General features: G+C 59.8%; 15 protein-coding genes. 7 read left to right on the top strand and 8 right to left on the bottom strand.

The window, feature by feature from the left end; translation table 11 throughout:
* The first annotated feature begins 580 nt into the window (after window positions 1-580).
* Window positions 581-3139, top strand: coding sequence for a pentapeptide repeat-containing protein (locus J3U87_RS08305; protein WP_237382574.1), 2559 nt, complete (start codon window positions 581-583; stop codon window positions 3137-3139).
* 1019 nt (window positions 3140-4158) lie between these two features.
* Here J3U87_RS08305 and J3U87_RS08300 read toward each other — a convergent pair.
* From J3U87_RS08300 to J3U87_RS08275, 6 genes are all read right to left on the bottom strand, one after another.
* Window positions 4159-6039: a prenyltransferase/squalene oxidase repeat-containing protein gene (locus tag J3U87_RS08300; protein WP_237382573.1), complete on the bottom strand. Its 1881-nt coding sequence runs from the start codon at window positions 6037-6039 to the stop codon at window positions 4159-4161.
* A gap of 138 nt (window positions 6040-6177) precedes the next feature.
* Entirely contained in the window at window positions 6178-7053 is an 876-nt protein-coding gene (locus tag J3U87_RS08295) for a prenyltransferase/squalene oxidase repeat-containing protein (RefSeq protein ID WP_237382572.1), read from the bottom strand.
* Window positions 6995-8716, bottom strand: coding sequence for a polyprenyl synthetase family protein (locus J3U87_RS08290; RefSeq protein WP_237382571.1), 1722 nt, complete (start codon window positions 8714-8716; stop codon window positions 6995-6997). Before J3U87_RS08290 ends, J3U87_RS08295 begins: the two co-directional genes overlap by 59 nt.
* A gap of 256 nt (window positions 8717-8972) precedes the next feature.
* On the bottom strand, window positions 8973-9917 hold the full coding sequence (locus J3U87_RS08285; protein WP_237382570.1) for a 4Fe-4S dicluster domain-containing protein: 945 nt from the start codon (window positions 9915-9917) through the stop codon (window positions 8973-8975).
* A gap of 99 nt (window positions 9918-10016) precedes the next feature.
* On the bottom strand, window positions 10017-11144 hold the full coding sequence (locus J3U87_RS08280; protein WP_237382569.1) for a GTP-binding protein: 1128 nt from the start codon (window positions 11142-11144) through the stop codon (window positions 10017-10019).
* Window positions 11141-11593: a glycine cleavage system protein H gene (locus tag J3U87_RS08275; protein WP_237382568.1), complete on the bottom strand. Its 453-nt coding sequence runs from the start codon at window positions 11591-11593 to the stop codon at window positions 11141-11143. Before J3U87_RS08275 ends, J3U87_RS08280 begins: the two co-directional genes overlap by 4 nt.
* A 319-nt stretch (window positions 11594-11912) precedes the next feature.
* Between J3U87_RS08275 and J3U87_RS08270 the strand changes: the two genes are divergently transcribed.
* The 3 genes from J3U87_RS08270 to J3U87_RS08260 all read left to right on the top strand — a co-directional run bounded on the left by J3U87_RS08270 (window position 11913) and on the right by J3U87_RS08260 (window position 15485).
* On the top strand, window positions 11913-13154 hold the full coding sequence (locus J3U87_RS08270) for a cysteine desulfurase family protein (protein WP_237382567.1): 1242 nt from the start codon (window positions 11913-11915) through the stop codon (window positions 13152-13154).
* A 392-nt stretch (window positions 13155-13546) separates the two neighbouring features.
* Entirely contained in the window at window positions 13547-14737 is a 1191-nt protein-coding gene (locus tag J3U87_RS08265; RefSeq protein ID WP_237382566.1) for a radical SAM/SPASM domain-containing protein, read from the top strand.
* Window positions 14738-14807: 70 nt separating this feature from the next.
* A complete protein-coding gene (locus tag J3U87_RS08260; RefSeq protein WP_237382565.1) occupies window positions 14808-15485 on the top strand; it encodes a Crp/Fnr family transcriptional regulator in 678 nt (225 codons plus the stop codon).
* Window positions 15486-15532: 47 nt separating this feature from the next.
* Here the strand turns inward: J3U87_RS08260 and J3U87_RS08255 are convergent, their stop codons facing one another.
* Window positions 15533-16072 carry a hypothetical protein gene (locus J3U87_RS08255; protein ID WP_237382564.1) on the bottom strand — a complete coding sequence of 180 codons (540 nt, stop codon included), beginning with the start codon at window positions 16070-16072 and terminating at the stop codon, window positions 15533-15535.
* Between the two features lie 176 nt (window positions 16073-16248).
* Window positions 16249-18315, bottom strand: coding sequence for a methyl-accepting chemotaxis protein (locus tag J3U87_RS08250; protein ID WP_237382563.1), 2067 nt, complete (start codon window positions 18313-18315; stop codon window positions 16249-16251).
* A 295-nt stretch (window positions 18316-18610) separates the two neighbouring features.
* Here J3U87_RS08250 and J3U87_RS08245 point away from each other — a divergent pair, with 295 nt between their 5' ends.
* The 3 genes from J3U87_RS08245 (at window position 18611) to J3U87_RS08235 (ending at window position 23852) form a co-directional block, all read left to right on the top strand.
* Entirely contained in the window at window positions 18611-18859 is a 249-nt protein-coding gene (locus tag J3U87_RS08245; protein WP_237382562.1) for an amidohydrolase family protein, read from the top strand.
* Between the two features lie 396 nt (window positions 18860-19255).
* Complete coding sequence (locus tag J3U87_RS08240; RefSeq protein ID WP_237382561.1) at window positions 19256-20776, top strand: hypothetical protein; 1521 nt, start codon at window positions 19256-19258, stop codon at window positions 20774-20776.
* A 493-nt stretch (window positions 20777-21269) separates the two neighbouring features.
* The gene (locus J3U87_RS08235; protein WP_237382560.1) at window positions 21270-23852 is read left to right on the top strand and encodes a polynucleotide kinase-phosphatase; all 2583 of its coding nucleotides are present in this window, start codon (window positions 21270-21272) and stop codon (window positions 23850-23852) included.
* The last annotated feature ends 3 nt before the right edge of the window (window positions 23853-23855 follow it).

The raw sequence follows: 23855 nt of genomic DNA, 5'->3' as shown, positions 1-23855 counted from the left end.
CTTGTTTGAGAGAAAATTTCTCGAAGCAAAATTTTCAGAATTCTTCGATCCATTCTGAAGTCGATTCAATCTGGTTTCGCTGGACGAGCGCTTTCGGAATCATTGATGATTTGTGAATAAGATGTTTTTTTATAGATGTTTGCATGATAATTTGCCCATTGATAAATGAGATGTTATCACGTTGTAGATAATATATTAATAAGTGAAATTAGAAATTTTTCAAAATGAAAAAAATGAATTTTCTTGATTGACGTACACCTTTGGGCAGACTTAAGATGGCAAAAAGATTCAACTGCCCTTGTCTTTCGCTCGTGTGGCATCCGCGAGAACACCTGAAGATTCGAATTTTCTTTATTGTGAATTTTTCCGAGATTGGTTCAGTAGGCGAGCATCTCAAACGTGACAAATTTTCATGTCTGATGCATTGTTTGCCGGCAGCAAACTGTGAATCGCTCGCGATGATTCATTTTGCCTCATGAATTATTCAAAAACAGAATATTCGTTTAAATTCTACTCGCATTGAAAAATTAAATATCATGAAAATTTAGAATATGAACATGTCGTGCAGGAAGTCGACCCCATGAAAGAGAAGCAGCTAAGCGAGCTCCCTATCTCCGATCTGGAGCGGTTGAAGCAGGTTGAAGAATTACGTGGGCTGCGATGGGAGCGGGCCAACAAATGGACCTCCCATATCACGCTACTCCTGGCGGTGGTCGGCACTTTCTGGTCGGCCTATACCTATTTGGACCAGGCCCGTCAAACGCACGAAGACCAGCGTCGTCAGGTGCTGAGCGGCCTCATGGAACAATTCAGTCAGGACGATCCCAAAAAGCGCGTGAGCGCTGCCGAAAGTATGATGGCCTTCTTGGAACGCGAAGACAGGGCCCTTCAGGTGTGGCGCTTCGCCGCCAACCAATTCCGCGTCGAAACGGATTCAAGCGTGTTGCAGGTTCTCCAGGAACTCCTTCAAGCCGCCTACGATCATTATCCCAGTCCGGACATGATCCATTACCTCGAGGCCATTCACGACGGTGTCGAACGTGAAATCCAGACGCTTCGTGGTCGTCTTTTGCCAGCCGATGCAGGTACAGGCGCAAGCGAGTCTTCTCCCTCACCTGCGGCGCTGACTGAAAGGCAAATCGCCTTGGTTTACCTCTCGGTCACACTCGCTCGGCTGAACAGGACGCCCATTCATTTAGAAAGAGCCTACCTGGCCAATGTGACCTTGCCACCCTTTGACTATTCCGGAGCCCGATTTCAGCGTGCCGTCCTAAACGGAGCCAACCTGAATGGTGGTGTCTTTGATCGGGTGGACTTCTCCGGCGCCGATCTCACAGGAGCGCGTCTGATTGGAAGCCGACTCGAAAGCGCCAACTTCTTGGGAGCGAACCTCACGCAGGCCCAGTTTGATGGCGCCGAACTCTCCTATGCGGATTTTACCCATGCAACGCTAATTGGAACGCGCTTCGTCGGGGCCAAGATGTACCAGGCCGTTTTGAATTGGGTGGGGTTCCCCAGCGAGTTGGAATCTGCCGCCCCTGACTTCTCCGGTGCCGACATGGGGCACATCACCATGTTTCACGCCCACTTGCACCGGGCTGTTTTCGAGGGTACCGACCTTCATGACGCGGACATCGTTCGCTCCGACCTCACCGGTGCCATTTTTACCGAGGCAAATTTATCTCGTTCTGTATTGGCCGAATCCAACTTCAGTAACGCCCGATTGGAAGGCACTTTTTTTTGGGGTGCGGATGTGACCGGGTCCGCTTTGGACCGAGAAGGCATCGATCCGTCGCGAAAGCTGGGTTTGCGTGCCGATTCGGAGGCCTCCCCCAGGTCGCCCATCTCCCCCGCCTCGGAACCTTCCCTACGAAATGCGACGCATCGGGAATCGGATCAATCCCGGACCCTCAGCCTCCGGCTCGCATCCATTAAGGGCCCCGCAACGGAAGTCCTGGAAACACTGGTCGCGCGTTACCATACCAAGCAGGATCGAGTACGCATTCACTTGAAATCCTTCACCTTTCCCGAGCAATTGAACTGGCGCCTTCGTCGCCCGGACCATGGATTTCACCTCGTGCTGATCGACGATGTTTGGTTGCCCTATCACGTCGCTCAGGGCCACTTACAGAACGTGTCGGCCCTCATACACGAACGAGGAATCGCTGGTCGACTCGGAACTGATCGAGAACTGGGCCGTGACTTCCTGCCCGAGCTTTTGGATCTCTGTCGTTGGCCCGAGCGCGACGGCTCCCTGTTTGCGCTCCCCTTAACGGGGGACGTGATGGTGCTGTTCACGCGAAAAACCACCCAAACACCAGTGACACTTGAACAACACCTAAATCACATGCGCACCGACAAACCTCGCGAGCTGGGAACCTACGGCTATGGTGCCCATTTCTCCCATGGAAGTCCCATGGTCGACCACTTTCTCACCCTGCTGTGGTGCCAGGATGGGCCCTTGGTCAGGGGTCGGGCGGAACACCCGCTGAACTTCTTCACGGTCAAAGCGCTGGAGGCATTGAAAACTCAGGTGTTCCTTCAAGATCGGGCCCCCCTTCTCACTGGATTGAATACCGAAACCCAATTGGGTTGTGGGCTGGTGAATCATCGCTTCGAGGCCGTCGTTCACTGGGCATCGCTTTGGCGGTCGATGGTGGCGCAATGTGGCTTGAATGGGCAAGAACTCGTTCAGGAGATCGATATCGGCCTGATTTCCGGTGCATCGACCACGTCACTCATTGCATCTTCCCTACTCGCCCTACCACAACAAGGTGAACTGGATCAAAGGGAGGCCGCCTTCGATTTCTTGATTTGGGCCACGGGACCGGAAGGGATGACACTCAGTGTGGAACAAGGAATGCTTCCCACGCGGACCTCCATTCTGGAAACAGGGGATTCGTTGGCAGACCAGCCTCATTTCGCTATCTGGAGAGAAGCGTTACAGAACGCCAAGCCGCGACCACGACACGCACGTTGGCAAGACCTGAGCCGAATCATCGAAACCCATCTCCTTCGCGCCATGCACCACGAACGTCCCCCTTGGCAGCAGTTGGAAGAGCTTCAGCGACGCGTGAATCGGGAATTGTCCCCGGGCCCGAAAAGGGGTGAGGGCCAGGAAGAGAACAGCCTTGATTAGATGAGCGCAATGTCGCGAACCACTGAGGCGCCGCTCAACCCCGGGGACCGGATTGCCGGACCACCGGCACACCGGCCACTGGGGCCCAGGTGGGTAACGAATCGAAGTGGATTGCGAGGGCGTTTCCGCATTTGTGAGCGGGGCGTCGTTGCGGTAGGTGCCCGGCCTTACCGGCCCTGCCCGCCTAGGGTGCTGGGCCGACGACTCGATGCGACCCAATCAAAAACAATCGATTCGCTAAAGAGCGAAGCCGATATCTTCCCTCGCGGCCCGCCATCGAAGTCGCAAAGTTCAATGTCCCCGCATCTTGAGGGGAGGATCGAATCTGTAGGTTGGCCCGCTGGGCCGACGCGTCGAAGCGACATGTGTAACGGAAGAGATTTGCGCCAAAGAGCGAAGCCGATACTTTCCCTCGCCACGCGTCATCGAAGCGATCCTGTCCAGATCGAAATCGGCTATCGAGGAATCTAGAGGATCGACTTATGCGCTCCGCTCTTTTACCTCTCGATCTTGCGATGCGTGGATCGCTCCGAAATGTCGGCCGGGCCGGCCAACCTACCGGGCACGACGAATCTCTCGGCGGTCGGGGACTCCGAGCAACTTCGTTTCAACAGGGTCGCCGCCCAGGTGGGGGGCCCGGGTTTCAGGTCAGAAGCTAATCGAAGCGAATCGTTAGGGGCTCCCGCATTCACGAGAGGGGCGTGGTGCACGGCCGGTATGGCCCGGTAGGTGCGCCGGCCTTACCGGCCGTGCCATACCGGCCGTGCCATACCGGCCGTGCCCGCCGCACATTAACTTAGGTTGGAACTCCTCGCCTGGATTACTTCGACTAGTTCAGCCGGCGGCTGAACCTACCTGGCACGACGAATCTCTCGGCGGTCGGGGACTCCGAGCAACTTTGTTTCAACAGAGGCTCGACTATAGAGATGGGTGTGTTTGCCACATGATCGCTTGGGATTGTGGAAGGCCCGGTAGGCAGGGCCGGCCAAGCCGGACCTGCCGTGATGAGGCGTTGCCGATCAGGCCGGAATCGAGACCCGACCCGGGGCGTTGGGCACGAACCACGCCTTCTTGGCCGATACCGCCGTGAAGGCGCCGGTCGCGAAGACCAGCGGATACAGCCGTTCGAAGTACCAGAGATTCGCGAAGTAGAACCCGATCGGTGCCGCTTCCAATTCGCCCTTGGCGCGAACGCGACCCATCAGGAAGGTGATGGCGTCGCTGACGCAGCGCCACTCCTGCTGGACCAGCGAGTGATCGATCGGCTTTTCGGGTAGACCCGAGGCCAGGGCCTCGGTCGCCAGGGCGGTCTCCTCGATGGTCGACGGCAAACCCTTTCTGCCGCCGAAGCCGCCGTCGCTGTTGGCCTGGGCCCGCAGCCAGGCGCGCCCGCGCAGGATCATCGTTTGAAGGACTTCGTCGTCGCCGTCGATCTCGCGCAAGGCCTGGAGGCCGACCAACACCCGCGCCGTGCCGTAGACCGGATTCTCGTTCTGCCGCTCGGCCTGGTTGCCGAACCAGAGCGGCACCCAACTGCCGTCTTCGCGTTGGGCGCTTTCCAGGTAGAGCAGGGCCCTTTTGATGAAGTCGTCCCATTCACCGCCCACGTAACCGCGTTTCAACCAGACCGAAAAGGCTTGGAGCGCGTGGGCGGTGATATCGGGGCAGGAGCGGTCGAAGGGCAGGGTGCCCCATCCGCGGCAGAAGGTGGGCAGGCCGCCGTCGAGGTTCTGCAACCGAGCCAGCCATTTCAGGCCCATCTTGGCGGCATCGGCCACCTCGCCGGGGTGGCGCTCCAGGTTGGCCAGGGCGATGATCGCGCCACTGGTGTCGTCCGCGTCCGGAACGCCGCCTGGCAACGGGGTCCAGGCCCAGCCACCCGGCTCGGCATCCGTGTACGGATGGGTTTCGCGATACTGTTGGTTCAGCAGCCACTCCAGCAATCGCGCCTTGTCCTCGTCTTCCAGGGCCCCTTCTTGGCGGGAGAGCGCGTTGACCGACAGCGTCGTCACCCACGTCGCCAGGTGGGTGTCGATCGGCCAACTGCCGTCGTGGCGGACGAGGCGGCACAGGAAGGCCACGCCTTTGGTGACTACGGGGTGGTCGCGGAGGTCCATGGACGCCAACGACATGACCACGAAGGCGGTCAGGGGAACCGCCTCGAGGAAGCCGCCGTCCTCGGGCTGGATCTGTTCGAGTAGCTGTAGGGTTTTCTGTTTGGTCAGATAGCGCGCCACGCCGGTGACCGGGTTGAACGTCGGCCGGTGATGTTGAATGGTTTGACCGATGGCGATGAGGGCTGGAAGGGCGTAGCTGACGACGGGTAACCGAATGAATTGAAACCATTTGCGGGGGAGTGCCGCCAATTCGAACGGCAGCGGGGTGACCTGGCGCCAGGCGCCGCGGCCCGTGCCCAGGCGGCCACACAGGGCGAGCATGGTCAGAATTGGGATCGAGAAGGTGCGATCTTTACCGTAGCGTTTCAAAATGGTTTTGGTGATGTGGTCCGGAGTGACGCCTCCGGCTTCGCGAACCAGCCAGGCTTCGGCGCGGGTAAGCGCGGGATGGATGATCGGATCGTCCATCAAACCCAGTGCGCCCCAGGCCAGGGCGGTCGTGCTGACATTGGAATCGCTGCGAACCGTGTCGCCCCATCCGCCGTCCTCGTTGGCGTTGCGTGCCAGCCAGTGCAGACCGTCGACCACCATGGGTCGATTCTTTTCGGGGTCCACGAGGTGCAGGGCGACAACCGCGGTCGCGGTGGACAAAGCGCTGGTCGACAGTTCGCCTTCCCAGAATCCGTCGAGCTCACGCCAGCCGAGCAGGCTGTCGGTGAGGGCCTTGCGGGTTTGGTAGAAATCGGAAGATTTGAATGTCTTCGGTGGTCCATTCCCAGCCATTATCAACTCCCTGGAGGGATTTCCCTCACTTTCTTTCGGGTAAACGCACCATCTTGAAATCGGCAACTAGGACAATTGCTTGAATTATCGCGTTTTCAAGTGGAAATTAATTCGTGATCTATCACAATTTGTCACTTTCTAAAAATTAAGGTGACCCAGGGCCAGCATCCCGTAGAACGTGTACTCGCAGTCCAGAATTTCGTCGCCCCAATTTCCGTAGAAACCACCGGTATTGACCCACAGACTGTCGATGTAGTCCAGGCAGGGTTCGCGGTACTTCGCCAAATCGGCACCCATGCCGGACAGCGCGTGCAGGGCGATCGCGGTGGACAGCAGATCGGGCATGGGCGCACCGGGCACCGCGTAAAAGCCACCGTTCCCGAAGCGAGCCAGCAGCCAGTCCCGGCTTTGGGGGGCGAGAAGGATCCCGCCGGCGCGCAGGACCGACTCGGCCGCGGCCAGTGCGGGTGTGGTACCGCAGGGGAGGTCGCGTTCGTTGGCGAAACCGCCGTCGTCGGTGGCGAGGGCCCGCACCGAATCCATGACGAGATGGACGTCGGCCATGTCGCGATCGAGGTCCTGGTAAGCGCCGAGCGCCATGAAGGCCCCGTAGGCACTGCCGTGGCTCGCATCGCGACGTTCGTTGAAGCCGCCGTCCGGCGTGCGCCAGGCTTCCACGCGGGCCAGCAGGCCCTCGCGAAGGTCGGCGGGGGCACCGCCGAGACCCGCCCAGGTTCGAATCAGGGCACTCGCGTGGATCAGGTCCAACGTTTCGCCGGTGCCGAACGACGACAGCCAGGATCGCAACCCGTCTCGATCCACCTCGGCCTGTAACGCCAACAGCGTACCCAGGCCGAACACGGAATAGTAGAGATCGCGGTCACCGCCGCGATCCACGAACCCGCCGTCGGGATGCTGTTTGGAGAGGATGAAGTCGCGAACCAGGTCGGCGGCGTCAGACAGTAAAGGGGGAGCGAGCCTGGCTACCTGCAGCATTTCGAGTCTCGAACTCACGACACCATTCCTTGATCTCCACATCGTTGAAAATCTTGCCGAGCACCCGCCGCAGCAAGCCTTTCAAGCTGGGATTCTTCAATTCCTTGAGCGAGAGGATCGCCTCTTCCTTGAAACTCTCGAAGAGGTTGGTGGTCCGTTCGCGAACCTCCAACTTGGCGTAGAGCTCGCCCACGCGTGTGGGCCAATCGCCCTCGGGAGGCGTGCGTCGCCACACCTGTTCCAGGAAGGCGCGATCCTCGCCCTTGGCGCGTTGGTAGGCCAACGCCAACAGCACCGAGGGACGCAGGCCCGCGACATCGTCGGGGTCCTCGCTCTCCTCGGCATCCGAGAGATCGTCGCGAATCTGGTAGGCGATGCCCAGGGCCCGGCTGAATCGAGAAAGCGCCTCGCCGATGTCCGGCTCGGCACCGGCATAGGCCGCGCCCAGCTTGAGCGCCACCTCGAAGGCGGGTGACGTCTTCTTCGAAAAGATTTCCAGGACCTCGGTGGGTTTGAGCGGGCTCGGTTGGCGCATCCACTCCATCTCGCGGCCCTGACCTATACACAGGTCTTTCTGACCGATGGCGGCCACGCGCAACATCTCCACCAGGGCCACCGGCGCTGCGCCGCACTCGGCGATCAATCGGTAGCCCTCGCCCACCAGGTAATCGCCCACGTTGATGGCCATCGCCTCGCCGTAAACCGCGTGCAGTGTCTTTTCCCCGTAACGCGTGTCGTCCTTGTCCTCGATGTCGTCGTGAATCAACGAGGCCTTGTGAAAGCACTCGATGCCCACCGCCAACTTGATGAATTCGGCGGGAATCGGTGTGTCCTCGGCCTGCATGGCCTTGTAGGCGCAGGCCGCGAGAAAGGGACGCCAGCGCTTGCCGTGGGCGGACATCCACCGACGGGCGATTTGCTCCGTTTCGCCCTGGGCCGGGCCCATCACGGTTTCGAGCACCTTTTCGTCGAACCAGCCGCGAACCTCGGATCGCAAGGCCTCCAGGTTGAGGCGGCGTGACGTGTCCTCACTGGTCAAATGGACCACATCCCAAACCCAGTCCAGGTCCACGTTGGTGTCCAGGCAGTCGCCCTGCAGCAGGGGGATCGCGACGCCGGGAATGGCCGCCGCCTCCATGAAAGGGAAGGCTCGCTCCAGCACCGAGAGGCAACTCACGCCGACGATCGCGTCGATCTTGCCGGTCTCGATGATCGCCATGACCAGGGCCGAACCTTCGGCGATCAGGACCGCGTAACCCAGGCGCTCGGCCTCTTCCTGAAGGTCCTGCAGCGAACATTGGCCGCATTGCTTGCACAGCAAGCCGAATTCGTCGAAGGGCGCGGGACAGACCGCCTCGGTGCGCAAGCACTTGGGCAGCAACAGCAAGCGTCGGTTGTAGGGGATGCGCGCCAGGTCCTCTTCCCAGGCCTGGTTGTTGATGAGCACCGCGATGAAGTTGCGGTAATCGGTGGGGAGCTTGTGCTGCTCGATCAGGACGTCGGCGTGTTCCCGCAATTCGTCCAGCGGCATGGGCGGCACGGGTCGGAACTCTTCCACGAAGTTCCGGACCAACTGCTTGATGAAACGCCGTTGTTCGGAGGTCGACGGAATGTCGGCTTCCGGTGGCCGCTGGGGCCGGGCGGTGATCAGCTTGGGCATTTTGAACTCAGTGGCGACCATTGGGTAACTCCCTCTCGTATGTCCTGTCTGTCTTCAAAAACGAATCAACGCGATGCGCCCCACATAAATCGGTCGATTTTATCGAAGGAACGGGTGGCAGCGATGAAACATGGGTGGTTGGAAAAGTGGGTGGGTGAGCGGCGATCGCGGATGACCCGATTTCGGAAACGGTTTTTGTCGAGTATACGCGATTATGGTCAACCGGTTCGCGGAGAAGGGGATGGGGCCTCCCCGTGTCACGACGTCGGAGATCCATTCAGCCGTCCTTCTTCAGCCGTTGCGCTTTGGCCAGAATGGCCTCGCCGCTGGGCATGGCGTTCATCAGTTCTTCCGGGATGTCGAGGGCCTTCTGGAGCTTCTTGAGGCAGCGCTTGCGCTCCTTGAGTGCGCGGTCCTCGTCCCGTTCCTTGGAGAAGCGCGACTTGGCTCGTTGCGATCGATCGCGTAGCAGACCATAGATGTCCCCGCCCAAAAGCGACGAGATATCGACCTTCATCTTCTCGCGGCGCAGGTCCTCTTCGCTGACTTCGGCACCGTTGATCGGCGAAGCGCGGTACTTGGGGAAGAGGATCGCGGCCTCGGGGCAGACGCGCGAGCAGGCGGGGCAATCGGTTTTGCATTTGGTGGGGTTCCGAACCTGGATCTTCTTGTCTTCGGACACGCCGTAAACGTCGAAGAGGCAGAAGCTGAGGCACTGCATACAGTTGGTGCAGCGGTTGAAATCGATGACCGGGAACCAGGGTTTCCAGGTATCGGTCGTGGCCATGGTCTGGTCGGGCACCTCGTCGGGCAGGTCTTGGGGCGGCTCGTCGAGCAGCTCTTCCAGCACGACGGCGGCCTCGTCTTCGCGCATGTTCGCGATGGTGGCGGTCGTTTCGTCCAAAGGGGTGTCGGCGGCATGGAACAGCCACTTGACGGCGCGGGGGTAGCAGGCCGCGATCTTCACGTCGTCGCGCGCGGCCAGCTCGCCGAGTTTGGGGTCGCGATGTGCGGACATGCGACAGAGATCTTCGACTTCCTCGACTTCCGCACCGCCGGCCTCCAGGCCGGCCAGAACGCGATTCTTGACGTCCTTCGGGAGAATTCGGGTGTAGGCGCAATGGCAGAAGATCACCTTGGACGATGCGCTCCCCGCGACGGGGACGCGCGGGATTTCCCGTGTCGCGGTGGCGACCTGTTTTCCATTATCGAGACCGTTCACAATTCCTCCCCACAAAGTAAGCGAATCCCGCCAGGCGATCCTGGGCGGCCCGCATCGGTTCCGCGGCCATGTCGTTCGAGTCGTTCACGCCGGGCACCTTCACACCACCGCATCGGCACTGGCCATGCGGTAAACCGGCTTGGGTTCGCCCGGCTTGAACGATTCCAGGTGTTCCAGTTCCAGCCGGCCGAAGCTGTCCGAGCAGGCGGCCAGGCCGGCGCGAAGCGAGTCTTCCAGCCATGCCGGTTCGCCCTCGGCGCGCAGGTTGACGATCAGTTCTCCATCGCTGAGCGGATCCGACAGGGTTTGGGTGAATTCCGGCTCGAACTCGGTGCCTACCAGGCTCAGGACGGCCAACTCACCGCTGCCGTCGTTGGGTTCGAGGGTCATTTTGAAGTGGGCGATCTCCACGCCGCGTTCGGCGAGGTTGTCCTGGACGGCTCGCGCCAGTTCCGAAAGGAAACGATCGCCGTCGACCAGCGAGGTGGCGGACAGGCGGACCGTGGCGTTCAGCCAACCCAACAGGGCCTCGCCCTCGGCGTAGATCTGATAGTCGAGCTCCATGGCTTCACCACCGTCCTGCTCGGTTTCCGTGACGGCCGCGAACCATTCCGGCAGGCCTTCGCCGGTGCGGGCCGAGGCATCCATGATCCGCGCCCGCGGGAAACGATCGCGCAGCGCCGCCGCCAGACTTTCGCGCTCGGCGATCCCGATCAAGTCGTTTTTGTTGATGACGATGATCGAGGCCTCTTCCAGTTGTTTCAGGTAGATGTAGGTAACTTTTTGCGAGAAGCCGGGCTCGGCCGAAAGGCCCAGGACGCGGCGGGCGCGACGCGGGTCGACGACCACGCTGAGCGGCGCGATGCGGAAGCGATCGCCGTAGATGCGGCGCAACGGGTAGGACACGGAAGCGATGAGATCGGTACAACTGCCGACCGGTTCGGCGATAAAGACGTCGGGTCGGGTTTCGGCGCTCAGGTTTTCGGCGGCCTCGAGCAACGAATGGAAACGGCAGCAGAAACAGCCGCCGGGGATTTCTTCGACCTGGAACCCGCGGCTGGCGAGGTTCAGGGTGTCCACGAGCCGGTTGCCCTGGTCGTTGGTGATCAGTCCCACGCGTAAACCCTGTGCGTCCAGGTGTTCGGCGAGTCGGGCGATGCTGGTGGATTTGCCAGCCCCCAAAAAGCCGCCGATCATGATGTAGCGAGCGGGATTGGAATCGCTCATGGAGCCCCTCCTAACATGGTGTCGATGGTTTGATTTAGAAACGCCGCGTAACCCTCGGCATCCAGCGCGGTCGGCTCCGGTTCGCCCGCCACCTCGTACAGCCAGCCTTTTCGGTAGGGATCGCGGGTCAACCAGTCCGGATTTTGATTGAGTTCGGGATTGGCCCGAACGAAACGACCCTGCGCCATGCAATACAGGTCGGACGCCGCTTTCAGGCATTCCACCCAGCCGATCACCTGACCGACCTCGACCGGGGTATCCGGTTCCACCTCGACACCCGTTTCCACCAGGTCGCCCAGCATGCGCGTGGCGAATTTGGTGAGACCGATGCGGTAGACGTCGTCGGGCATGGCCTGCAGCCAAAAGTGAGACTGGGTGTAGCGAAAGTCGATGGGGAGTCGGGTGGAGAAACGCGAACGCTTGTAATTGAGAAACGCGGAAGTACTCATCAAAATGGACGGGGTTCCTTGGATTTTTCGAATCTAAAGCCGGCCTGGAGAAGCGGAAACCTTTGATCTCCGGCAAGGGAAACACGACAGAATTAAGACCATGTACGTGGCGAAAAGGAAAACGCTTCAGGCATTATACCTAAATCGCCTCTTCGGCAATCGCGAGTCGGGTATCGGCAAAGGCATCGAAAGGGTTTTATGATGGGCCGTGCGGAACGCTGGGGCCACTTCTGCTGCGCGGGTACGATGCGCGCGAATCCACGGCGTCCATTTCCGCGTACCGATACAACACCGTTTCTCTCTACGGCCGGAGGCCTTGATGGTTCCCAACCAAACCTCACCATCCGATGCGCCTCGTGCGGCGCCGCTCGGGCACACCGCCCAGGCGCCCTCGATCTATCTGGATTACCAGGCGACCACGCCGCTCGATCCGCGCGTCTTCACCGTGATGCAGCCCTACTTCACCCGCGTTTTCGGGAATCCGGCCTCGCGGGGTCACGATTACGGACGCGAGGCGGCGGAGGCGGTGAATGGTGCGCGCGAGGCGGTGGCCCGCATGATCGGCGGGTCGCCCCTGGGCCTGGTCTTCACCAGCGGCGCCACGGAGGCCAACAATTTGGCCTTGAAAGGATTGTTCGAGCAACACCGCGACCGGGCCCGCCATTTCGTCTCCTGCAGGACCGAACATCCGGCGGTTCTGGATGTATTGGCCCATCTCGTCGAGCGCGGCGCGGAAGTCACCTGGCTGGAACCGGATCGGTCGGGCCACATCGATCCGGATGAATTGCGGCGCGCCATTCGGCCGGACACCCTGGCCGTGAGCCTGATGTACGCCAACAACGAGACCGGGGTGGTGCACGACGTCGCCGCGATCGGTGCCATCACCCGCGATGCCGGCGTCTTTTTCCATTGTGACGCCACGCAGGCGGCCGGCAAGTTGCCGCTGGACGTCGGTGAAACGGGCATCGATCTGCTCACCTTTTCGGGACACAAAATCTACGGGCCCAAGGGCATCGGCGCGCTTTACGCGGGGCGGTCGCGGCCTCGGGTGCGGCTGGTTTCCCAAATGCACGGTGGCGGGCACGAACGGGGTTTTCGTTCCGGGACCCTGAACGTGCCGGCGATCGTGGGGCTCGCCGCCGCGCTGGATTTGGCCGAAAACGAGCGCGAGCGCGAGGCCGCGCTCCTGAAAAAACAGCGCGAGGCCTTGTTGCATCGTTTGCGGGCCGCCGATGTGGCGTTCCAGATTAACGGCGATCCGGTGGCAGGCCTGCCCGGCTGCCTGAACCTGCGTTTCGTCGGGGTCGATGGGGCCGCGCTGCAACAAGCCGTGCCGCGACTGGCCTTCTCGCGCGGGTCGGCGTGTAGTTCCGCGGTTCCGACGCCATCGAAGGTTCTGTTGGCCATGGGTTTGGGCGCGATCGAAGCGGGCGAGTCCCTGCGCCTGTCGTTGGGGCGCTTCACCAGCGACGCGGAAGTGGAAACGGCAGCCGAGCTGCTGATCGAGGCGGTCTGCAGGCTGCGCGATGCACCGGATCATGCCGCGACCTGTGAATTGTGAGCGGCAAGGGCCCATCGAGGATAGAAGGGCCTTCAACCGGAGTCGTCGGGCGGATGGGCCCGGTGTCAGGTGTCAGGATATGGTGGCCAACGCTTTTGAGCTGGGCACCCAACACTGGGACTTGAGGTCCCAAACGCCATCTTTGGTTTGCGCGAAACTCTGGATGGGTCTGCTACGTGTGAAGGGTGAGGGATCCATCCAGATGACGATGGGTCTTCATTCGGGGTGATCGGGTGGATGGGCCCGGAATCAGGTGTCGGGTATCAGGCGTCAGGGAATGGGATCGGCGCACTCGAACCGACACCTGGGACCGAAAGGTCCCCAACCTTTGCTAAGATAGGGCCGACCCAAGGCACCCCGGCTTTCAATCCGTTTCACGGAGGACATCTTCGATGTTGTTCAAGTACGCCTACCGCATGGCGACCGGCCTGGCTCCCAACGTGGCTTTCAAGGCAGCCTATCTCTATGGTTTCAAGGGCATGAAGGCGATTCACGCCTACAAGAAACGCCTGGCCAACGACGTACTCTATCCGCCGTTCATGTTCGTGGCGCTCACCAATACCTGTAACCTGCGTTGCCAGGGGTGCTGGGTCGAAAAGGTCGGAAAAGCGCGCCACATGAGCACCGATGACCTGGACGCGATCATCGAAAGCGGCAAACGCCAAAAGGCCTACTACTACACGCTGCTCGGCGGCGAACCCTTCCTGCATAAAAGCTTGTTCGACATTCTCGAGCGCCATTCCGACTGTTATTTCCAGATCATCACCAACGGCATGTTCTTCACCGAAGAAAACGTGGCCCGCATGCGTCGGCTGGGCAATGTCACCCCACTCATCAGCATCGACGGGATGGAGGAGCAGAACGACTTACGCCGAGGTGAAGGCGTTTTTGCCAAGATCATGGAAGGGCTGGATTTGTTGAAGCGGCACAAGCTGTTCTACGGCCTCGCGACCACCGCCACCGGCAAGAACATGGACGAGGTCATGTCCGACGAGTACGTGCGGATGTTCATCGATCGCGGCGCCATGTACCTGTGGTACTACATCTACCGGCCCGTCGGCGAGGAGCCGCATCCCGAGTACTGCATGCAGAAGGAACAGATCGTCGAAATGCGGCGCCGCCTGCTTCGTCTGCGGCGCAAACATCCAATCCTTCTGATCGACACCTACTGGACCGCCGAGGGCGAGGCCTTTTGCCCCGCTGCCACCGGGCTGGGTTTTCACATCGGGCCGGAAGGCAGCATCGAACCCTGCCCACCGCTTTCGTTCGCCAAGGAGCGGGTGGTCGACAACGATCGCGACATGTTCAAATCGATCAACGAGAGCGCCTATCTGCGCGGCTTCCAGGATTTCGTCAAGGATCGCACCAAGGGTTGCGTGATTTTGGAGCATCCGCAGGAGTTGGCCTCCTTCATTCGGGATCACGGCGCCAAGGACTACAGTACCCGCGATGCGCTCTCGGAAATCGACAGCATCAAACCCAGACACAGTCACCATTTGCCGGATGAAGAGATTCCGGAGGATTATTGGGTCTACCGCTTTCTGAAGAAGCAGGTCTTTTTCGGCATGGGTGCCTTGGGCTGACGTCGGCGCTGGGGGAACCCGTGCGCCACGGCGGGGAGGTGGTGTTTGGTTTTGCGCAGGTGGGCAGGCGATGACCGCTGACGAAACCTTTTCCCTGTTTGCCGGTTTGAACGACGAGGCTCGGGCCGAGTTGGCGCGTTTGGCGACCATCGTCTCCTTGGATCGAGGCGCACTCTTCTTCCGGCAGGGCGGCGCGGCCGACCGTTGCTTCTACTTGTTGCATGGCCAGGTCAAACTGGCTCAGATCACTGCGGACGGGAAACAGGTGATTCCGCGCCTGGTTCAGCCGAGACAGATGTTCGGCGGGGTGGCTGCCTGGAGCGGCACCACCTATCCCGTGACCGCCGAGGCGATTCTGCCGAGTCGCGCCTACGCCTGGCCCGGGCCGCTGCTGTTCGACTTCATGCAGGCCCACCCGACGGTCTTGGTGGCGGCGTTGCGCTTTGTCTCGCAGCGTCTGTTGGATGTCCAGGACCGCTTGTGCGATTGGACCCTGGGCTCGATCGATCGCCGTTTGGCCAAGCGGCTCCTGGACCTGAGCGCCACCGCCGCATCGGGTTTGACACGGGAGGTCCAGGGCCTGTCCCGTCAGGATATGGCCGAAATGATCGGGACCACCCTGTACAGCGTCAGCCGCATCCTGCAGGGGTGGAAGGCGGACGGCCTGGTGGAGGTGGGACGGCGCCGCGTGCGGATCCTGGACCGAAACGCCCTGGCCACCATCGCGGGCACGTCGAAGGATCCCTGACGGGCTGACCGAGAGGTGCGTTCGAACCGAATATGCTGGACGTCGGCCTAATGATGGTGCGGCTGCGTTGCGACCTTGGGCACCAGCTTCGGGAACCGTTCTCCCGCGTGGGTGGCGTGGCAGGAGACGCAACTCTCGAGCATGCGGCTGAAGTAGTAGAGACTCAATTCGCTGTCGTCGTCGTGCGCCGCGTCGTGAAGTTTGCCGGCCAATTGGTGGAACCGTTGGTCGCGGCGAATGAAATCCTCGGGTAGTTTGGCGTGCAGCTCCGCGATTTGATCCGCGGTCAGTTTCTGTTTCAGGATGAAACCGTTCTGCATGCGGTGGGCGGCCACCGCGACTTCATGGTGCTCGCCCTGGGCCAGAAGCCCGGGGATCTTCTCCACGGCATCCTGGAGCATTTTCATTTCCTCGGACAAGACGGATCGCAGCTCGGGGGAAAGGGCGCCGACGCCTTCGTGACCTTTGGAGACAGCCGGATTGGCGGAATGGTGATGGGCGTGATCCGGCTCGGACTTGTCCTGGGCTTGGGTAGCCGCGAGGCAGAGGTTGATCGAAATCAGTAAGAACAGGGTTCTCGTGTGCATGGGCGCTCCCGAAGGTTGTGGTGTCGAGCCGGGTTTGTTCTGTTTTTGGGCTCTTTGGGGGCATCCATGATGGCCGAACCGGGGCGTTTCTTCTTTGCGCGGGCGCAAATTCGCGCCATTTCGAGGCCACCTCGACCGGGAAAAGGTGGGAATGCAAGGATGGCCGTGACCCACTTTCAGGGAACCACGCTGTCAACCTCTCTTTGGGAAAACTTGAAATCATTCATTAGTGTGGTGAGGGATTTACTGAGTTTTTCCAAGGCTCGAGCATTGGTTTCTATTTGGGTACTATCTTTCTGCAAATTACTTAGGTGGCCGCGCACGCCGGAAGTGCTTTTGGCGATTTCCAGAGAAACTCCAGCCATTTGGTCGATGTTCAATGAGATCTCCCTGAAGCCATCGTTGGCACCCTGGATATTCTGGGCGATGCCGTTTATCGATCCCGACTGTTCCTCGACCGCCAAGGCAATGTTGGATACCAGGTTCATCACTTTTTCCATGATGGTATTAATGGCCTGGATATCACTGACCGTTTTTTTGGTCTTCACCGAAATCGTGTCCACTTTTCCCCGTATGTTGTCCGTTGCCTCATTGGTTTGCCTGGCCAGCTCCTTGACCTCGGAAGCAACGACGGAAAATCCCCGGCCAGACTCACCGGCTCTGGCCGCTTCAATGGTGGCATTGAGGGCCAGGAGTTTGGTCTGCTCCGCAATTTCCAAGATGATACCGACGACCGTACCGATTTCGATGCCGGCGCGGGCTAGGATCGAACAACCATCGTTGACGTCGTTTACGTTGCGGCGAGCATGGATGACCACATCACGGGCGTTGGAAGAGCTTGTCGCTATATCGTTTATGGTCGATTGCATTTCATTGGTGTTGTGCGTTACCGTTTCCAAATTGTTTTTGGCTTCCTTGGTCGTCGCCGCCACCGATTGCATGGAAAAACTCATTTCCTCAGCCGCACTGGCCACCTCGGTTGCCCGATGGCCGAGATCGATTGAGTGCTGGTTCATGCGTTCCGAAACCCCTTGGAGGTCACCTGATGCGGTTTCCAACGTGTGGGCGGCCTGGAACAATTCACTCATGACGTGGTCCCATTTGGAGATCAACGAGTTCAAAGCCATCGCCACCTGGCCGATTTCATCTTGTTCCTTGCGATAGAACCGAATGGAAAGGTCGCGGTCCTTCGCTAGGGTTTCCAGAAACGTGACCATTTCTCCCAGAGAGCCCGACAAAATCCTGGTAAACAAGATGATGATGCCCAGAAGGAAAAGGATGCCCAGAGCCACGAAGATGCCCTCGAACAGAAAGGCGCTTTTGGACGCGTTGGCCAAGGCGTTGGCACGATTGATCATCATTTCTGCGTTGAAGGTTTCTACTTCTCGCAATAAATCGATTTTGGCAGTTTGCGCCCGAATCCACGCTACCGAATCTTGATTGAAGCCGCCGTCAACCCCCCGCTGGACAAACACCTGAATGAAGGTTTGGGGATATTCAAATGCAGGGCTCTTTGTGGTCTTCTCGAAATGGTCGACCACCTCCGTGTTGGAAAACATCAAAAAGTAGTCCCGATTGATCTTTTCGGTATTGTTGAGGCGAATGACACGTAGGTAACCCTCTTTCGAAATGCTGTCGGTATTGAAGGCAGCCGCCAATACGGCCCGTTGAATGCCAGCCATTTCTTTCATATTGCTGAAGTTGAACATGGCTCTGAACTGGCGTTCAAATTCAGGGTTGTTGGTCACGCCCTGGCTGAGGCCGGTGAACTTGATCAAATGGCCAATGACGGCCGTGTAATACTTCACCGTCGTACCCGCGTCGGCCTGCTGATTTGCGACTCGTGATCGCAAATCCTGCAAGCTTTCCAATTTCGAAATCCCCCGGTTCAGATGAGCGAGCACGTCAGGGTGATGATGATAATAAGTTTTTAATCGCTTGAAGGATAGCTCCATTTCACTCAAGGCTTTGTTTGAATTGTTTTGGGCTTGGCGAAGTTTTTTGCCAACCGCCGGATCCCGATTGGAGGCATAAGCGGCCGTGAAGCCGCGTTCGATTTGAAGGCAATGCACGGCTGTTTGAATTAGGTTGACGATGGAAACCAGGTTGACAACGGCTTCAGCATCCCGTTTCACACTGAGCGTCGAGGAGAGACTGCCCCAGACGTAAAAGCCCAAGAGGAAAATAGGGGCAAAAAAGATCACCAAAAACTTGGTGCGAAGGTTCAAATGTGTCAAATGCATGGTTCCTCCCGAATTCCAGCCCACCCATTCGGAACAAGAAACCCGGCTTGAACCAACCGCCACTCGAACTCAAGACCCAGAATCAGGACCCATTACAACCTAAGTAATTAAACCCTATGGGCTTGATTCCGATACGTTCATTCCCGCATGACAAGTTCGGCAGAGCTCGAATAGGTCCGCACTAGAATCGACTAAATTGACTAAAAAATGGATCGTAATTTTAACCAAAAATCTATATTTTTAAAGCAATGATCTATTTTGAAAATATTTACAACCAGAAGGGTTGGACCTTTACTTGGAAATTCAGCGGCTGGCCGAGGCCGGGCTTCCCTTGCCGAAGTCGTTGGCCGTCCCGACACGCGACAGCGCCCGCGCCTTCGGTCTCGAGAAGGACGTGGGCACCGTCGAAGCGGGCAAGGTGGCCAACCTCCTGCTGCTGAACCGCGATCCCCTCGAATCGGCGACCGCTTACGGCGCCATCGATCGTGTGACTCTGCGCGGAAAGGCATTGGCCCCCATGGCACTCTCCGCCAAGTCGCGGTAGGTGCGATGCCTCGCCTGGATGTGGGCGGGGCGGACGGGTGAAGCTGGGTAGCTGGGAGAGGCCGCGGCGCTGTCGCTTGGGCGAGGCCGGACGCGGGCCTGCCTTGCTGCAACCCGGCGCGGTAGCCTCGTGGCCCTGAACGCCGTGAGGCGAACGGGTGGCCTCCTTCCGGGCACCGTGACTCCTGACCGGAAAACATGACTTTGGGTCTATTGTCCCTAAATTGGCTCGGAATTAGGCTTGTAGGTGCGCAGGGTGACTTGTTGACGCGTCGCTTGGACGTCTTGTTGTCTCTCTCTGTGTGAACGATTCCACCGTCACGCATCATCGCCACGGTGCGAACGGATCCGTCGGCTGTCGCCTTGCGCAAAATCCACTCGTCGAAGGTGAAATGATATGTTCTTGCGTAAGTTAATGACCCTTTGCCTGGTGTGCTTCCTTTCCTGCACCCTCTTCGCCGCCATTGAAATTCGAACCACCGTACAAGATATCAACCTTGCCCAAACTTGCGATCGCGCCGGAATTCAGTTTTTCGGGGTGGCCGGCGATGAATTCGCTCACGCCTCCGAAGCGAATCCGGTCTACCTCCACTTCCGTCTGGACCACAACGTGAAACTGTGTGACACGCGCGTTCAGCCAGGGGGCGATCCCATCTATCTGCCGTTGGCAGCCGAGCTCATGAGTGACGATACGGTCGAGCTGACCGCCGCGCCCACCGCCGTGTCCATCGTGCGTTGGGTGGCTGGTGAACCGTCGATTTGGCTCAAGGTCACCGATTCCTCGTCCGACTGGCTGCGCATCAACGGCCAAGTCTCCGCGCCCCACCCCGACCAGCGTGTGCAGTTCACTCTCGGCCTGAGTGGCGAGGAGTATCGCGAACACTACGAGTCCGATTACCTGGATGGCCGCGCCAACCTGCCCTTCCCCACCAAGGATGTGACCCATCCGGAGCCGGTCGGCACCGAATACGATGTGGATCTGACCCAAACCAACCTGGAGCCGATGCCTTCTCCCAACAGCCTGCTGAGCTTCGATCCCCTGGCCCTCGACGCCTCGACCGAAGGTGTCGAAACCGAGGTTGACTACACCGATATCCTCTGGGGCCAACTCCTCGCGATCGCGTTCAGCAGCGACACCCTCATCGGTCGTGCCTACAGCCAGGTCACCCCGCCCTCCTCCTCCGTCGATATCCGCACCACCGTGACCGACGTCTTCGTCGGCGGTGCCTGTGAACAGGCCGGTCTCCTGTTGGCCCAGATCAGGGACGACGCCTTTGCCCCGGCATCCACCGAGAACCCGATCTACATCGCCATGACCCTCGACCACGGCGCGACCCTCTGCCGAACCCGCGTCGCACCCGGCAGCTCCCCGATTCACCTGGCGATTGCCTTCGAGGAAACCCCGCCCCGAGGTGTCACCCTCGCGGCCGCCTCCGATGCGGTTTCGGTGGTTCGCTGGGTCGAAGGTGAGCGCACCATTTACCTCAAAGTCCAGCAGTCCACCAGCGAGTGGATCGACTACCAAGGTGCACTGGGCGCGCCCAGCGACAGCTTCCGCGTCCGCTTCGGTTTGGGCCAGACCCGAATGGAATCCCACCGGCTCAACGCGCTCAAGTACGTCCAGGGTCACGCCAACCTGCCGGCCAACAGCCGCCTGAAACAATTCCGCCGTCGTTCCTGGATGCGTCCCGCCAGCACCACGATGGAGCTCGATCTCGGCGAGAGCGACGCACAGATCTTCGACTTCATCTCGCTCGATCTTGTGGCCCTGGATGCCGACACCGAGGGTGTCGAAGACGAGACCGACGCGGACGACATTTTCTGGGGTTCGCTGCTCTCGATCCCCTTCAGCGGCGACACCATCATCGCCCGCGTCTGGGACGAACCGGCCGTGCGCGATACCGTGAAGTTCGACTGATCGGTTCTTTTTCACCCGAGCTCCCGTTCTCTTGTCACCCGTCGCCAATCAATAACCTTCGGTGACCGCGCTCTCGCCGAATCGATACTCGCGAATGAGTTCCAGGCATGCGCTGCCCGGGATTCGGCCGCCCGAAACCGAACTCTGCAAGCAAGTTCCTCGGTGACACCACTCATCGAAACACAGATCGAAACAGCGTCAAGGCCGGTCACGCTCAGGTGATCGGCCTTTTTTTTGCAGTGGAGGGTGTGACGAATAAAAAACTACTAAAAGTTGACAGGTAGACTTTTGTGGGCGTAGGATGACTTCCGAGCTACATCGGGTCCGGATCGAATCCGGAGCGCGCCCGAGGCCTGTTCCTCGAGCGCCACCATCCATAGAGTCCACGATGACCCAGATCTCGGAACGGGTTGGGTGCCGCGCGGGCTAAAATTTAGCCCTGAACCTCACCCGAGGCCGACAGTGGTGATCGCGGACCGAACAGGAGTCACTGATGAAGCTTCATATACCTCAATTATCGCTCGTGGCCATGGTCGGCACTTCGGGCAGTGGCAAATCCACCTTTGCCCGCACCCATTTTTTAGAAACCGAAATCGTATCTTCCGACCGGTGCCGCGCGCTCGTCTGCGATGACGAAACGAACCAGGAAATCTCGGCGGACGCTTTCGACCTGCTGTATTACACCGTTTCCAAGCGCCTGTCCCTGGGAAAGTTGACGGTGATCGACGCGACCAATGTCCAACAGGAGGGGCGCAAGCGGTTGATTCGCACGGCGCGCGAGCATCACGTCCTGCCGGTCGCGATCGTTTTGGACATGCCCCGTGACCTGTGTTACGCACGTAACGAAAACCGGCCCAATCGCGATTTTGGTCCGCACGTCATCCGCAACCAATACAGTGATTTGCGTCGATCCATCAAGCGTTTGAAGAGCGAGGGGTTCCGCCAGGTGTACGTCCTGCGCACGCCGGAAGACGTGGAGAACGTCGCCATTGTTCGCGATCGGATGTGGACCGACTACCGTCACGAAGCCGGTCCTTTCGACCTGATCGGCGATGTACACGGGTGTTTCGACGAACTGGTCGCCCTGCTTGGGAAGCTGGGCTACGCGGTGGACCTGGAGCCGGGTGACGCGGACCACGAGCCCCGCTACCGGGTGAGCCCACCGGAGAGTCGCCGCGTGGTGTTCCTCGGCGACCTGGTGGACCGTGGGCCGGCCAGCCACAAGGTACTGCGCCTGGCCATGGACATGGTGGATCAGGGGGTCGCCTTTTGCGTGCCCGGCAACCACGAGGCCAAATTATCGCGCAAGCTCCGCGGCGCCAACGCCAAAATGTCCCACGGGTTGGCGGCGACCATGGAGCAACTGGAAACCGAAAGCGATGCCTTTCGTGAGCGGGTCGTGCGGTTCATCGACGGGCTCGTCAGTCACATGGTCTTGGACGGTGGCCGCCTGGTGGTGGCCCACGCGGGAATGAAGGAAGCCTACGCCGGGCGTGCGTCCGGCGTGGTGCGGAGCTTCGCCCTCTTCGGCGAAACCACCGGCGAGACCGACGAATACGGGTTGCCGGTTCGCTACGATTGGGCCCGCGACTATCGCGGCAAGGCCTCCGTCGTCTACGGTCATACCCCGGTGCGCTATGCCGAGTGGCTCAACCGCACCATTTGCATCGATACCGGCTGCGTGTTCGGCGGCAAGCTGACCGCGCTCCGTTGGCCGGAGCGGGATTTGGTCGAGGTGCCCGCCAAGGAGGTCTATTACGAACCGGTCAAGCCCTTGGACGATCAGCGTGAGACCGGTTTGTCCGTGCAACAGCAGGAGGATCGGCTGCTGAACATCGAAGACGTCCTGGGTAAGCGACTCGTGAGCAGCGTGACCAGCGAATTGGGTTACAACGTCATGATTCGCGAGGAGCATGCGATGGCGGCGATGGAGACGCTCAGTCGATTCGCGGTCGATCCCCGCTGGTTGATCTACCTGCCGCCGACCATGGCGCCTTCCGAAACCAGCAAACAGCCCGGATACCTGGAGCACCCCGCGGAGGCGCTGGCCTACTACCGCAAATGCGAGGTACCCCAGGTGGTCTGCGAAGAAAAACACATGGGCTCGCGCGCGGTGGTCCACATTTGTCGCGATGCGGAAACGGCGCGACGCCGGTTCGGGGTCGAATCGGGCGCCATCGGTGTTTGTTACACCCGCACCGGTCGATCGTTCTTCGCGCGTCCCGAAATGGAAACCGAACTGCTCGAACGATTGGGTGCGGCCATGACGCGGGCCGACCTGTGGTCATCCTTGAACAGCGACTGGTTCTCGCTGGATTGCGAGCTGATGCCCTGGTCCGCCAAAGGCCTCGATCTGCTGAAGAACCAGTACGGCAGCGTGGCCTGCGCGGCCAATGTATCCCTCGCCAAGGGGGCCGAGGCCCTGAAATGTGCCCTCGACCGCGGGGTGGCGGCCGAGGCGTTGGCTGCGGCCTGGTCTCGACGAGCCGAGAACGCACAGCGCTTCCACGACGCCTATCAACCCTATTGTTGGCGTGTGGACAACCTGGACGACCTGCGGCTGGCACCCTTCCACCTGCTCGCCAGTGAAGGCGGTGTCCATGCCGACAAGTCGCACGAGTGGCACATGCGCACCTTGGCGCGGCTGGCTGAAACCGGAGATCCGATATTGACCCGGACCCGTCACCGAATCGTCGATTTGGAAGATGCCGAGGCGGAGGCCGACCTGATCCGCTGGTGGACCGAACTGACCGAGGCAGGCGGGGAGGGGATGGTGGTCAAGCCGATGTCGTTCGTCAGTCGTCGACCGGGGCAGCACCTGATCCAACCCGCGGTGAAATGCCGTGGTCGGGCCTATCTGCGCATCATCTACGGGCCCGATTACGACCTACCCGAAAACCTCGCCAGGCTGCGTCAACGGCGCCTTCACCACAAGCAACGCACCGCACTTCGCGAGTTCGTGCTGGGGATCGAAGGCCTGACCCGATTCGTGCGACGCGAGCCGTTGCGGCGCGTCCACGAGTGTTCGCTTGGCGTTCTGGCGCTTGAATCTCAGCCGGTCGACCCGCGTTTGTAAAGG

The sequence above is a fragment of the Sulfidibacter corallicola genome (assembly GCF_017498545.1).
Classification (GTDB): Bacteria; Acidobacteriota; Holophagae; order Acanthopleuribacterales; family Acanthopleuribacteraceae; genus Sulfidibacter; species Sulfidibacter corallicola.
Note: the sequence above shows the minus strand (reverse complement) of the source record. Positions and strands in the feature narration are given on the sequence as shown.

Coding starts and splice junctions, on each gene's coding strand:
- J3U87_RS08305 (WP_237382574.1), top strand. CDS start 581: ATGAAAGAGAAGCAGCTAAGCGAGCTCCCTATCTCCGATCTGGAGCGG.
- J3U87_RS08300 (WP_237382573.1), bottom strand. CDS start 6,039: ATGGCTGGGAATGGACCACCGAAGACATTCAAATCTTCCGATTTCTAC.
- J3U87_RS08290 (WP_237382571.1), bottom strand. CDS start 8,716: ATGGTCGCCACTGAGTTCAAAATGCCCAAGCTGATCACCGCCCGGCCC.
- J3U87_RS08280 (WP_237382569.1), bottom strand. CDS start 11,144: ATGAGCGATTCCAATCCCGCTCGCTACATCATGATCGGCGGCTTTTTG.
- J3U87_RS08275 (WP_237382568.1), bottom strand. CDS start 11,593: ATGAGTACTTCCGCGTTTCTCAATTACAAGCGTTCGCGTTTCTCCACC.
- J3U87_RS08270 (WP_237382567.1), top strand. CDS start 11,913: ATGGTTCCCAACCAAACCTCACCATCCGATGCGCCTCGTGCGGCGCCG.
- J3U87_RS08265 (WP_237382566.1), top strand. CDS start 13,547: ATGTTGTTCAAGTACGCCTACCGCATGGCGACCGGCCTGGCTCCCAAC.
- J3U87_RS08260 (WP_237382565.1), top strand. CDS start 14,808: ATGACCGCTGACGAAACCTTTTCCCTGTTTGCCGGTTTGAACGACGAG.
- J3U87_RS08255 (WP_237382564.1), bottom strand. CDS start 16,072: ATGCACACGAGAACCCTGTTCTTACTGATTTCGATCAACCTCTGCCTC.
- J3U87_RS08250 (WP_237382563.1), bottom strand. CDS start 18,315: ATGCATTTGACACATTTGAACCTTCGCACCAAGTTTTTGGTGATCTTT.
- J3U87_RS08240 (WP_237382561.1), top strand. CDS start 19,256: ATGTTCTTGCGTAAGTTAATGACCCTTTGCCTGGTGTGCTTCCTTTCC.
- J3U87_RS08235 (WP_237382560.1), top strand. CDS start 21,270: ATGAAGCTTCATATACCTCAATTATCGCTCGTGGCCATGGTCGGCACT.